At 66.9% G+C, this 12636-nt stretch carries 10 protein-coding genes; 2 read left to right on the top strand and 8 right to left on the bottom strand.

Features of this window, described 5'->3' with window-relative positions:
- Positions 1-176 precede the first annotated feature (176 nt).
- Positions 177-1634: a DUF2235 domain-containing protein gene (locus ACZK33_RS04245; protein WP_423174375.1), complete on the top strand. Its 1458-nt coding sequence runs from the start codon at positions 177-179 to the stop codon at positions 1632-1634.
- A gap of 67 nt (positions 1635-1701) precedes the next feature.
- Here ACZK33_RS04245 and ACZK33_RS04240 read toward each other — a convergent pair whose 3' ends face one another.
- The 7 genes from ACZK33_RS04240 to ACZK33_RS04210 form a co-directional block, all read right to left on the bottom strand.
- The gene (locus tag ACZK33_RS04240; RefSeq protein ID WP_032129069.1) at positions 1702-2526 is read right to left on the bottom strand and encodes a ferritin-like domain-containing protein; all 825 of its coding nucleotides are present in this window, start codon (positions 2524-2526) and stop codon (positions 1702-1704) included.
- Between the two features lie 9 nt (positions 2527-2535).
- Positions 2536-4002, bottom strand: coding sequence for an amidophosphoribosyltransferase (purF, locus tag ACZK33_RS04235; RefSeq protein WP_032129068.1), 1467 nt, complete (start codon positions 4000-4002; stop codon positions 2536-2538).
- A 30-nt stretch (positions 4003-4032) separates the two neighbouring features.
- Entirely contained in the window at positions 4033-4812 is a 780-nt protein-coding gene (locus tag ACZK33_RS04230; RefSeq protein WP_049400926.1) for a CvpA family protein, read from the bottom strand.
- Positions 4813-4858: 46 nt separating this feature from the next.
- Positions 4859-5887 carry an SPOR domain-containing protein gene (locus ACZK33_RS04225; RefSeq protein WP_423174376.1) on the bottom strand — a complete coding sequence of 343 codons (1029 nt, stop codon included), beginning with the start codon at positions 5885-5887 and terminating at the stop codon, positions 4859-4861.
- 81 nt (positions 5888-5968) lie between these two features.
- Positions 5969-7240 carry a bifunctional tetrahydrofolate synthase/dihydrofolate synthase gene (gene folC, locus ACZK33_RS04220; protein WP_423174377.1) on the bottom strand — a complete coding sequence of 424 codons (1272 nt, stop codon included), beginning with the start codon at positions 7238-7240 and terminating at the stop codon, positions 5969-5971.
- A 41-nt stretch (positions 7241-7281) separates the two neighbouring features.
- Positions 7282-7926, bottom strand: a complete 645-nt coding sequence (locus ACZK33_RS04215) for a histidine phosphatase family protein (RefSeq protein WP_010483945.1) — start codon at positions 7924-7926, stop codon at positions 7282-7284.
- A 249-nt stretch (positions 7927-8175) separates the two neighbouring features.
- A complete protein-coding gene (locus ACZK33_RS04210; RefSeq protein WP_049400929.1) occupies positions 8176-10338 on the bottom strand; it encodes a S46 family peptidase in 2163 nt (720 codons plus the stop codon).
- Positions 10339-10737: 399 nt separating this feature from the next.
- On the opposite strand from ACZK33_RS04210, the gene tdh reads away from it, so the two are divergent.
- The gene (tdh, locus tag ACZK33_RS04205; RefSeq protein ID WP_010483949.1) at positions 10738-11760 is read left to right on the top strand and encodes an L-threonine 3-dehydrogenase; all 1023 of its coding nucleotides are present in this window, start codon (positions 10738-10740) and stop codon (positions 11758-11760) included.
- A 159-nt stretch (positions 11761-11919) separates the two neighbouring features.
- On the opposite strand, the gene ACZK33_RS04200 is transcribed toward tdh, so the two are convergent.
- On the bottom strand, positions 11920-12615 hold the full coding sequence (locus ACZK33_RS04200) for a TorF family putative porin (RefSeq protein ID WP_032129063.1): 696 nt from the start codon (positions 12613-12615) through the stop codon (positions 11920-11922).
- Positions 12616-12636: the final 21 nt, after the last annotated feature.

The raw sequence follows: 12636 nt of genomic DNA, 5'->3' as shown, positions 1-12636 counted from the left end.
TCTACCGGGTCTGGCCATCTGGCCTGCGCGGGTCGTGTGAATTCAATAGAAGATGGGAATGAAAATCAGGAACTGTGATCGACCGCATCTGCGTTAAGTAAGGTCAAAAGCGTCACTACACTTCGCCAATACACCGCTTTCGCGCTACCGTGACGCAGCCACGACGGGGAATGCACATGGCACCATCGCAGGACACGGACGAAGATGTCGGCTTGCTGCGGATCGGCCTGTTCTTCGATGGCACCCGCAACAACGCACACAACCTGGCACGCGGTCGCCCACAGGTTCCGCAGCCACGCCCGGCGCAGCTGCGCGCGGATGATGATTCGACCTACCAGAGCCGGCTGACCAGCAGCTACGACAACGGCCTGACCAACATCGCGCGCCTGCAGCAGCTGTATCCGGACAGCCGCCGCGATGCGATGGCCGCGCCTTCGCTGTCGATCTATGTCGAGGGCGTGGGGACCCGCGATGATGCCGATGATGATCTGATCGGACTGGCCTTCGGCATCGGTGCCAGTGGCGTTCGCGCGAAAGTGCAGCGCGCGCTGCAGGTGCTGCTGCCGGCGGCACTGGCCGAGCTGTCCGCGCGCTGGCAGCGACCGCTGCATGGCGTGCAGCTGGATCTGTTCGGCTATTCGCGCGGTGCTGCCGCGGTACGTGATATCTCAAACCAGCTGCAGGCCTGGGACAGCGCGCGCTGGCGCCAGCTGCTGCAGGGCGCCGGCCTGCCCTGCACTGCGGACTTCGCCGCCGTCACGCCGGTGCTGCGCTTCATCGGACTGTTCGACACCGTGGTTGCAGTCAATGGTGGCCGCGCCGATGAACACCCGCAGCTCGCCCTGCGCAGTGGCATCGCGGCACACGTCGTGCAACTGGCCGCGCGTGACGAGCATCGCCAACACTATCCATTGACCAGCGTCGCGCCAACGTTCACCGAGATCGCCCTGCCCGGCGTGCACGCCAACATCGGCGGTGGCTACAACCAGCTGGAAGAAGGGCCCAAGCTGCTCAGCCGTCCACGCCGGCAGCAGCTGCGTCGCCCACCGGTTTCCGACTACCAGGTCCCTCCACTGGCGTTGCTGCAGGCCACCACGGCCTACGCCGAAACGCAGGCCGACGCCGAACGCTGGCGGCAGCAGCTGGGCGTGGGTGAAAAGGAGATCTGGGTGGATGTCTGGCACCAGTGGCAGCAGCAGCGTCGCGCCGGCAGCCGCAGCGTGCTGTTGTCGCCGGTGCTGTATGTGACCGCCGCGGTGGTGCTGCGTCGGCGCATCGACTGGCGTTACCAGCTGATCGCACTGCAGGTGATGCAGCAGCAGGCCATCGATGCTGGCGTGCAATGGACCGCCAATGCCGCTGGAGTTCCCGGCTGGGAGCTGCCGTCCGCCCTGCAGCCGATCGCACGCCGACTGGTTGCCGGACAGCCGCTGACGCAGACACAGGAGGCGCTGCTGCGACGGCGTTACCTGATGCAGTCGGCGCACTGGAACTTCGATGCACTGGGCGACACCGCACTGACCTACGCCGCCGATGCCGGCGTCAGCGAACTGCCGTACCGGCCGGGTCCCGGCCTGTTCTACATCAACCGGCCAACGGTGGATGGCAAGCGCGTGGTGTTGCCGAACGCATGAAAAAAGGGACGGAGGGGATTAAGTCGTTTGTGCCACAAACGACTTAATCCCCTCCGTCCCCTTTTCTTCAACCGGCCTGTTCAACCAGGTTGGCCAACTCATCCGCATCGAACCCGGCCAGCAGGCGCGCTTCGATGTTGAATGGCCCATGCAGGTAGCCGCCGGCGTACTCCACCAGCAGTTCCTTGAAGCGCGCACGCGGCTCGACAGCGGCGCGGTCGCAGTACCAGCGGTACCAGCGCGAACCGGCAGCGACGTGCGCCACTTCCTCGCGCAGGATCACTTCCAGCACATCGGCGGTTTCGCCATCGCCGACATTGCGCAGCTTCCCGATCATGCCAGGCGTTACGTCCAGGCCGCGCGCTTCCAGCACGCGCGGCACCAGTGCCATGCGTGCCAGGCCGTCATGGGCGGTCTTTTCGCACATTTCCCACAGGCCGTTGTGCGCTGGGAAATCGGCATAGTCGTGGCCATGCACCTGCAGGCGTTCGCGCAGCAGCATGAAGTGCCGCGATTCGTCGTCGGCACAGCTGACCCAGTCGGCATGGAACGCCGGCGGCAGGCCACGGAAGCGGTATACCGCATCCCAGGCCAGGTCGATCGCGTTGAGTTCGATATGGGCGATGGCGTGGATGAAGGCGGCACGCCCTTCCACACCGCCCAGTCCACGCCGCGGCACTTCACGCGGATGCACCAGCACCAGCTGCGGCGGCCGGCCGGGCATGCGGATCGGCTCCGGCGGCGGTGCATCGGCCGCCACCTTCAGGCGGCCAGCACGGAACGCGGCGGCATAGGCCTGGGTCAGCGCCACCTTGCGCAGCGGGTCGGCTTCGGCCAGGCACTGCTGCGCAGCGCGCAGCAGGTCGCCACCAACGTCGGGTACATCGACCACGCCTGGACCTCAGGCGCGGCGCTTGTGCTTGGCGTCGTCCGAACGCAGCTGCTGGATGCGCTCGAAGTAGCCCGGCTCGATACCCGTCGGGTAGTGGCCGTTGAAGCAGGACGAATCGAAGTTGCGCAGCGCCGGGTTGCCCTCGCTCACCGCCGCTTCCATGTCTTCCAGGTCCTGGTAGATCAGCCAGTCGCAGCCCAGGTGGGCTTCGATCTCTTCCACGGTGCGGTTGTGCGCGACCAGCTCTTCGGCCGCCGGCATGTCGATGCCGTAGATGTTCGGGTAGCGCACCGGCGGTGCCGCGCTGGCCAGGTAGACCTTGCGCGCGCCCGCATCACGGGCCATCTGCACGATCTGCTGGCTGGTGGTGCCGCGCACGATCGAGTCGTCCACCAGCAGCACCACGCGGTTGCGGAACTCCAAGTGGATCGGGTTGAGCTTGCGGCGCACCGACTTCACGCGTTCGCCCTGGCCCGGCATGATGAAGGTGCGGCCGATGTAGCGGTTCTTGATGAAGCCTTCGCGGTACTTCACCCCGAGCACGTTGGAGATCTCCAGCGCGGCATCGCGCGAGGTATCCGGGATCGGGATGATGGTGTCGATGTCGTGGTCCGGGCGCAGGCGCAGGATCTTCTCGCCCAGCTTGATGCCCATGCGCATGCGCGCCTTGTGCACCGAGACGTTGTCGATCATCGAATCCGGGCGCGCGAAGTACACGTATTCGAAGATGCACGGGGTGTGCTCGGCCGGCTCGGCGCAGATTTCCGAGAACAGCTCGCCACGCGCGGTGATCACCAGCGCTTCGCCCGGCTGCACGTCGCGCACGCGCTGGAAGCCCAGCACGTCCAGCGCGGCCGACTCGGAGGCGACGATGTACTCGTCACCTTCGGCGTGGCTGCGCTTGCCCAGTACCAGCGGCCGGATCCCATGCGGGTCGCGGAAGGCGACCAGGCCCAGGCCCAGCACCACGCTGACCACCGCATAGCCGCCCTTGCAGCGGCGGTGCACGCCGGCCACCGCGCGGATCGCGGCTTCCGGGCTGAGCTGGCGCTGCTGCTCCAGTTCATAGGCAAATACGTTCAGCAGCACTTCGCTGTCCGAATCGGTGTTGACGTTGCGGCGGTCCTGCTCGAACACCTGCTGGCGCAGCGCTTCGGTGTTGATCAGGTTGCCGTTGTGGGCCAGCGCGATGCCGTACGGCGAATTGACGTAGAACGGCTGTGCCTCGTCCATGCCTTCCGAACCGGCGGTCGGGTAGCGCACATGGGCGATGCCGACGCTGCCTTCCAGGGTGGACATGGTGCGGGCATCGAACACATCGCGGACCAGGCCGGTGGCCTTCTGCACGCGCAGGCGGCTGCCGCTGGCGGTGGCGATGCCCGCCGCATCCTGGCCACGGTGCTGGAGAACGGTCAAGCCGTCATACAACTGCCCGGCGACGTTCTGGTTGCCGACGATTCCGACGATGCCACACATGGTGCGAGGTCTCCGCTGGGCTGTGCCCAGTTACAAGGAAGGTGGCCGTACCTGGCCGCGGTGGTCGCCGCGCGCGCGGTCGACGTTGGCCGGATCGCCCGGCTCGATACTGTCCGGCAGTGCAGGAGCGTCCGGGCGCACTTCGGCCGGATCGTAGGAATCGCCCTGTTCCGCTTTCGCAGGCCGCAGCCATCCGCTGCCTGCCACTACCTGGTTGAGGATGCCATTATCGCCTGCCGCGCCCGGCTTTCCCAACCCGGCGCCTGCGTTCTTGCCCAACTCCATCAATGCAGATGGGGACAGCGCGTCGGTCGGCAAGGCCTTGGGCAGCAGATCGGCCCCGGGAACCTCCCAGTGCGGCAGTTTGCTGTTCATCCAGGCCACGGTCGGGTTCAGCAACGGACGCACCGCCGAGCGCTGCCAGGAGGGTTCGGCGGTCAGCGGGGTGAAGCTGCCCAGCAGCAGCAGGACCGCTGCGATCAGGCCGCCTCGCACCGCGCCCAGCACCCCGCCCAGCAGGCGGTCCAGGCTGGTCAGCATGCTGCGGTGGACCAGGGCCTTGATGACCATGCCGATCACCGCGACCACGATCATCACGCCGATGCCGACCCCCAGGTAGCCACCGACGAAGTGTTCGCCACCGGGGGCCGCCGGCGCGGCCCACCAGTGGGCCGCGTCATTACCGAAGGCGAAGGCCGCCCACGCGGCCAGCAGCCACGACAGGGTGCCGATGACGATTCCCACGAAGCCGCGCAGCATCCCCAGCAGGGTCGAGGCGGCGATCACGATCAGCAGCACCACGTCGATCATGGCGCCCCGCTCCTTCGGCGGCGCTGGCAACGGGGCTGCGCGTGGGTCATGGGTGCGGTCGGACCATGCCGGCCACGCCGACCTTGGCGGCGACCTGCGCCTTCAGCTGCTCGGCGTCAGCGCGGTTGGCCACCGGCCCGACGCGGACGCGATGCAGGGTGCCCTTGTCCGTGCGCACCTGCTCGACGAAAGCGCTGAAACCAGCGGCACGAACCTTGTCGCGCAGGGCATTGGCATCGTTGGCCTGACCGAACGCGCCCAGCTGCACGGCAAAGCCGACGCCGCTGGCAGCCGGTGCTGCCGGTGTGGTCGGCGCCGTCGCCGGCTTGCTGGCGGTGGCCTCCGGCTTCGGTTCGGGCTTCGGCGCCGGCTTCGGCGGTTCCGGCTTGGCGGCCGGCGGCGCGGTCGCCGTTGGCGTGCTCGGCGGCAGGCTTTCGCTGCGGACCGGGTTGCCGCTGGCCGAGGGCGCAACAGCTGCGGACGGGGTGCTGGCGCTCGGCGCAGCCGGTGCCGGGGTGGCCGCAACCGGGGCACTGCTGCCGGCCGCCGCGTCCAGGGTGATCACTTCGGCCTTCACATCCGCACGGATCTTCACCGCCTGCAGGCGGGCCGCTTCGGCCTGGGCACGGTCGGCGTAAGGTCCAACGCGCACGCGCCATGCCTGGCGGCCGTTGATGGTGGCCGTTTCGGCGAAGCCCGGCAGCTGCGAGCGCTTCAGGTAGGCGATCACCGCATCGGCGTCGGCCTTGCTGCCGTAGGCACCGAAGGTGACCGCATAGTTGCCGGCGGCGACTGACGGCGAGGTGTCCACGGTCGGCGGCGTAGCCGGCGTGGCAGCCTCCTGCAGCGGCTTGGCCTGCCCGGTCTGCAGGCCGGTGGCACCACCGGCCGGGGCGACCAGCGGCAGCTCACGGGTTTCGAACTGACCATCGGCCGGCGCATCCGGCGCGGCGATCGGCACATTGGCGACACCGCTGTCGGGTGCGGGTCCCTTGACCAGCATCGGCAGGAAAATCACGGCCAGTGCCACCAGCACGATGGCACCAATCAGACGCTGTTTCAGAGGCGTATCCACGTGAGGCAGGCAACTGTCCGGAGATTGCCGTCGATTATACGGGTGCCGGACCGGCCGGCGTCGGCGTTGGCTGAACGCGGATCAGGCGTCGCCCTGCAGCCACTGCAGGGCCGCAGCGGCGGTATGGAAGGAGCCGAACACCAACACCCGGTCACCCCGCTCAACCTGGGCCAGCACCTGCGCCAGCGCCTGTTCGACGCTATCGGCCAGCGGTGCCTTGGCCGCCACCGTACCGCTCAGGCGTGCCTGCAGCTGCTGGGCGCTCTGCCCACGCGGACCGTCCAGCCCGGCCAGGGTCCACTCGCCCACCACGTCCTGCAGGGCCTGCACCACACCCGCCGCGTCCTTGTCCTGCAACGCGGCGTACACCGCCAGGGTGCGGCCGGCTGACACTTCGGCCTTCAGCGCACGCGCCAGCTGGCCCGCCGCCTGTGGGTTGTGGCCCACGTCCACGCGGATCTGCACGCCGTCGCGCTCGAATGCCTGCATGCGGCCGGAGATTCGCGCTGCTGCGATACCCGCGGCCCACGCCGCACGCGGCACCGGCTTGTCCAGCGCGCGCAGGGCGGCGATGGCAGCACCGGCATTGGCCAGCTGGATCGGGCCGGACAGCGCCGGGGTCGGCAGCTCCATGCGCAGGCCGACGTCGCGCCAGCGCCAGCGCTGGGCGTCGATCGGCTCGTAGAAGTAATCGCTGCCGCCGCGGATCGCGTTGGCACCGACCAGATAGGCACGCGCCAGCACGCTGGACGGCGGATCGGTCTCGCCCAGGATCACCGGCTTCCAGCCGCGGATGATGCCGGCCTTCTCGGCGCCGATCGCTTCGCGGTCCTCGCCCAGCCACTCGGCATGGTCGATGTCCACGGTGGTGATCACCGCCACGTCGGCGTCGACGATGTTGACCGCATCCAGGCGGCCGCCCAGGCCCACTTCCAGCACCGCCAGGTCCAGCCCGGCGTCGGCGAACAGCTGCAAAGCAGCGAGCGTGCCGTACTCGAAATAGGTCAGCGTGGTGTCGCCGCGTGCCGCTTCGACGGCATTGAACGCAGCAACCAGTGCCGCATCGTCGACATCCTGGCCATCGATGCGCACACGTTCGTTGTAGCGCAGCAGATGCGGCGAGGTGTAGGCACCCACCTTCCAACCGGCAGCACGGCCGATGGCCTCGATGAACGCCACGGTGGAGCCTTTGCCGTTGGTGCCACCGACCACGATGGTGCGCCCGGCCGGCGCGCCAAGACCCATCGCCGTGGCCACAGCGCGCACGCGTTCCAGGCCCATGTCGATGGTCGCCGGGTGCTGGCGTTCAATGTAATCCAGCCAATCGGCCAGGGTGGTCGGGGTGTTCGTCACGGCAGTGCTTCCAGCAGGTACAGGTGGTTCGGTGTGGCGGGTCAGAGTGCGCGGTGCTTGGCTTCGCCGAAGAACGGCGTGTGGTGGGCGCAGTCGTTCAGGCGCACCACTTCCAGGCTGTCCAGGTCGGCGCCTTCGAGCAGGTTGAGCGTGGTCGGCGCCTGGCGGAAGGTCCACAGGCGGGAAATCGGCAGGCCCAGCACCTTGCACAGGATCACGCGGTTGACCGCATCGTGCGCAACCACCAGCAGGGTGTCGTGCTCGCCGAGGCCTTCGGTGGCACGGGCCAGACCACGCCAGCTGCGTTCCAGCACCAGCCGCAGCGATTCGCCACCGGGCATCAGCACGGTATCGGGCTCCTCGCGCCAGGCCTGCAGGCGCGACGGATCCTTTTCGTTGATCTCGCTGGCGAGCAGGCCTTCCCACTCACCGTGGGCGATTTCCTGCAGCTCCGGCTCGGTCAGCAGCATGTCGGCACGCGCGGCGCCAAGCGCCAGCTGCGCGGTGCGCTGCGCGCGCGACAGCGGCGAGGCGACGGCACGGGTGATGTCCACCGAGGCCAGGCGGGCACCCAGTGCCTGGGCCTGGGCTTCACCGATCGGCGAAAGCGGAATATCGATCTGGCCCTGGTAGCGGCCTTCGGCGTTCCACGGCGTTTCGCCGTGGCGGGCAAGCAGGATGCGCATGCGTGCAAGGGGTCCTGGGGGGAGGAGGTTTCCGCGTTTCGTTCACATCCTGTGAAGTACGCGGAACAGGGATGATACCTGTTCGGCGCACCCAGCCGGGCCGGGCATGAAAAAACCCCGCGACGTGGGTCGCGGGGTTTCGGAAACTCCGGCTATCTGGTCGAGGTTGCCGGCCAGCGGCCGGCACTACCCTCGGTACAGGCAGTAGATCCACGCCATGCGTGGATGGACCGCCCCGAACCGCGAACCTTACTTGACCAGGTTCAGTTCCTTCAGCAGCTGCGGCGCCGGCGCCACTTCCTGCATGATCCACTGCATGTAGCGGCTGTCGACGGCGATCATGCGGGTCATCACCGGGTCGAACACCCAGTTGGAGCTGACCGATTCCCAGTTGCCATCGAAGGCCAGGCCGACCAGCTTGCCGTTGGCATCCAGCACCGGCGAACCGGAGTTGCCGCCGGTGATGTCCAAGTTGGACAGGAAGTTCACCGGCACTGAACCAATGCGCTTGTCTTCCAGGCCGCCGTAACGCTTGGCCTTGACCGCATCGAGCAGCGCCTTCGGCGAATCGAACGGATCTTCACCGGTTTCCTTCGCCGCCACGCCTTCCAGGGTGGTGAACGGGGTGTATTTCACGCCGTCCTTGCCATAGCCCATGACGTTGCCGAAGGTGATGCGCAGCGACAGGTTGGCATCCGGATAGACGAACTCGCCCTGGCTCTTCTTGTAGTCGGCCACGGCCTGCAGGTACAGCGGGCGGGCGGTCAGTGATTCGCCTTCGCGGATCTTCTTCTGCTCTTCCTGCTTCAGCAGTGCCGGCATGACGGCCACGGCGTACTGGATGGCCGGATCGCTGCTGGCTTCAAACGCGGCACGGTCGGCCTTGAACCACTTCAGGCGATTGTCCAGGCTGCCCAGCTCGGTGCCGCCCAGCTTGTTCACCAGCGACTTGACCGCAGCGGCATCGCTGCCGGCCAGCCACTTGTTCAGCACTTCGTTGTCGCGCTGCGCGGCCGGCAGGGCCACGTACTGGTCCAGCCAGTAGGTCTGCAGCTGCTGGTCCATCTTTGCTACGTAGCGACGGTCCATCTGCTTCAGGCCACCTTCGATGGTGGTCAGGTCGCGTTCCTGGTAACCGGCTTCCCGCTCGGCATCCGGCTTGCTGCGCTCGATCGACAGGCGGTACAGGGTGATCGCTGCGCCAACGGCCGAGGTGTTGTTGAACTGGCCGACGAACAGGTCGCGTTCGCGGGTCGACTTGCTGGTATCCAGATGCTTGAGCAGCTGCGCGTGGGCGGCCAGGGCCGGCTTGCCGGCAGCACCCTGCTTCTTCAGCCAGGCCAGCACGGCGGCTTCTTCTGCCTGCTTCTGGCCGGCGGCGTCGATGCGCTTGAAGCCTTCCAGCTGGCCCAGGTAGTTCTTGGCCACGTTGTTCATGCTGGCGGCGGTGGCGGCGTACTTCACTTTGACGTCGGCGTCGGCCTTGCCGGCATCGGCGATCATCTTCAGCACCGCGTTGTAGTGCTTGGCGATGGTCGGGTAGGTGAAGCTGGCGGTTTCGTTGAACTCACCGGCCAGTGCATAGCGGTTGGTGCGGCCCGGGTAGCCGGCCACCATCACGAAGTCGTCGGCGCCCAGCGGCTGGTCGGCGAACTTCAGGAAGTGCTTGGGCTGGTACGGCACGTTGTCGGCGGCGAAGGCGGCCGGCTTGCCGTCCTTGCCCACATAGGCGCGGTAGAACGAGAAGTCGCCGGTGTGGCGCGGCCACATCCAGTTGTCGACGTCGCCGCCGAACTTGCCGACGCTGCCCGGAGGCGCGTAGACCAGGCGCACGTCCTTGATTTCCATGTTGCGGAACAGGCGGTAGGTGTTGCCGCCGGAGAAGCTGTACAGGCGGCAGCGGAAGCCGGCGTCGGCTTCACAGGCGGCGACCTGGGCCTTGTCGAAGGCGTCCAGCGCGCGGCTGCGGGCCAGCGGATCGTTGCCGGCGCCAGCAATGGCGGCCTTGGCCTGGGCGGTGACGTCGGTGATCTGGTCGAGCACGAACACGCGGGCGTTCGGGCCGGCACTCAGTTCGTCCTTCAGGGTCGGCGCGTTGAAGCCGTCCTTGATCAGGTTCTTCTGCGCGGTCGAATTCAGCTGGATGGCGCCGTAGGCACAGTGGTGGTTGGTGACCACCAGGCCCTGCGGCGAGACGAAGCTGGCGGTGCAGCCGCCGAGGGCAACGACGGCGCCCATCGGGTCGCCGGTCAGGTTGGCCAGCTGTTCCGGGGACAGCTTCAGGCCGGCCTTCTGCAGCGGGCCGGCGATTTCCGGCAGCTGCTGCGGCACCCACATGCCTTCAGCGGCATGGGCGACCTGGGCCAGCCCGAGGCTGGCGACGATGGAGAATGCAAGCAGGTTCGAGCGCATGGAGCGGCCCCTGGTAGTGGAACCTTCGATTGTAGCCCGCCGCCCTGCCCCGGCCCGAACCCCGGAAGTCATGGGCCTGCTTCTTGCTCTGCCACGCGCACGTCGGCCGCGCACACGGAAATCGTCCAGAGGGGGCGTGGTCACCCTGGACGGGACCGTTGGCGCCATGGATGGCGCCATCGAGCACCATGGAGGGGCTTTTGCGTGTCCTGGCCAGGGTGACCACGCCCCCTTTCCCGGATCAGGGAGGCGCCGCTGTTCGCAGCACGTTCGAAACGCCCGCCAACACACGCCTTTCGTTCCGCCACTGCACCCGCAGCGCAACATGGGAAATCCGCGCGGCACCCTATAATCCGCGCTTTCCCCCTGATGAGTTCCACCCCGATGGCGCAGCAAACGATGAAGGCCCTGGTCAAGCGCGAAGCGGCCAAGGGCATCTGGCTGGAAGAAGTTCCGGTTCCGACCCCGGGCCCGAACGAGGTCCTGATCAAGCTCGAGAAGACCGCGATCTGCGGCACCGACCTGCACATCTACCTGTGGGACGAGTGGAGCCAGCGCACCATCAAGCCGGGCCTGACCATCGGCCACGAATTCGTCGGTCGCGTCGCCGCACTCGGCTCGGCCGTGACCGGCTATGAAATCGGCCAGCGCGTCTCGGCCGAAGGCCACATCGTCTGCGGCCACTGCCGCAACTGCCGTGGCGGCCGCCCGCACCTGTGTCCGAACACCGTCGGCATCGGCGTCAACGTCAACGGCGCCTTCGCCGAGTACATGGTGATGCCGGCCAGCAACCTGTGGCCGATCCCGGACCAGATTCCGTCCGAGCTGGCCGCGTTCTTCGATCCGTACGGCAACGCCGCGCATTGCGCGCTGGAGTTCAACGTGATCGGTGAAGACGTGCTGATCACCGGTGCCGGCCCGATCGGCATCATCGCCGCCGGCATCTGCAAGCACATCGGTGCACGCAACGTGGTGGTGACCGACGTCAACGACTTCCGCCTGAAGCTGGCCGCCGACATGGGTGCCACCCGCGTGGTCAACGTGGCCAACCAGTCGCTGAAGGACGTGATGAAGGAACTGCACATGGAGGGCTTCGACGTGGGCCTGGAAATGAGCGGCAACCCGCGCGCGTTCAACGACATGCTCGATTGCATGTACCACGGCGGCAAGATCGCCATGCTCGGCATCATGCCCAAGGGCGCCGGCTGCGACTGGGACAAGATCATCTTCAAGGGCCTGACCGTGCAGGGCATCTACGGCCGCAAGATGTACGAGACCTGGTACAAGATGACCCAGCTGGTGCTGTCCGGCTTCCCGCTCGGCAAGGTGATGACCCACCAGCTGCCGATCGACGACTTCCAGAAGGGCTTCGACCTGATGGAAGAAGGCAAGGCCGGCAAGGTGGTGTTGAGCTGGAATTGACCCTTCGGGTCAATTCCCCCGCAGGTTTCCTTATCCCCGCGCCGTCGGCGCGCCCCCTTGAACAACAAGGGGGCTCTCCCCCAGCCGGGGTAAGGCATGCGGCTGAAATTGAAAAGGCGCCCATTGGGCGCCTTTTTCGTGGACATCAGCGAAGGCGCATCAGTTACCGATCGCGACGCTCAGCATCACCCGGCTGTGGGCCAGCTTGCCGGAGTTGTCGCGGCCGTTGCCGTCGGTACCGTAGTAGCCCAGGCCGACCTTGGCCATCCCGAACTGGCGCTCAACGCCGACATTCCAGTCGGTGTAATCCTTGGCGATGCCGTCTTCAAACGTGCTGCGGCCGACATTGGCATTCAGGGTGAAGTCCTTCGGCAGGCCCCAGCTGCCACCCAGGCCGAAGTACCAGCCATCGGTGCTGCTGTTCCACACATCGTTGGTGTAGGCCACCGTCAGCTTGTAGGTGTCATCCAGCGTGGTGGTGGTGATCAGCTCGTTGTAGTTCTGGTGGCTGGACTTCAGGTAGGTGTAGCGGTTCAGCAGCACGTCGACGTTGACGCGCTCGGTGACGTCCACGCCGTAGCCGATCAGGTAGTCGACCTCGGTCTTCGGATCACCTGCACCGAAGTCCACGCCCGAACCCCACACGCCGGCATACAGGCCAACCGGGCTGGTGTAGGTGAAACCGGCCTGCAGGGTCGGATCCTCGTCGGTCTGCGACACACCACGGAACAGGTAATCGGAAACAGCGGTGACGTTCCAGCTGTACGGCGATTCGTTTTCCTGGGCGCTGGCGGCGAACGGGGCGGCCAGGGTCAGGGCAGCGGCAATGGCGAGGCAGGCACGGGCGTGCTTCATGAGCGTCTCCGGTGGGGGCGG

Source organism: Stenotrophomonas sp. 86156_Sma (assembly GCF_056481625.1).
Note: the sequence above shows the minus strand (reverse complement) of the source record. Positions and strands in the feature narration are given on the sequence as shown.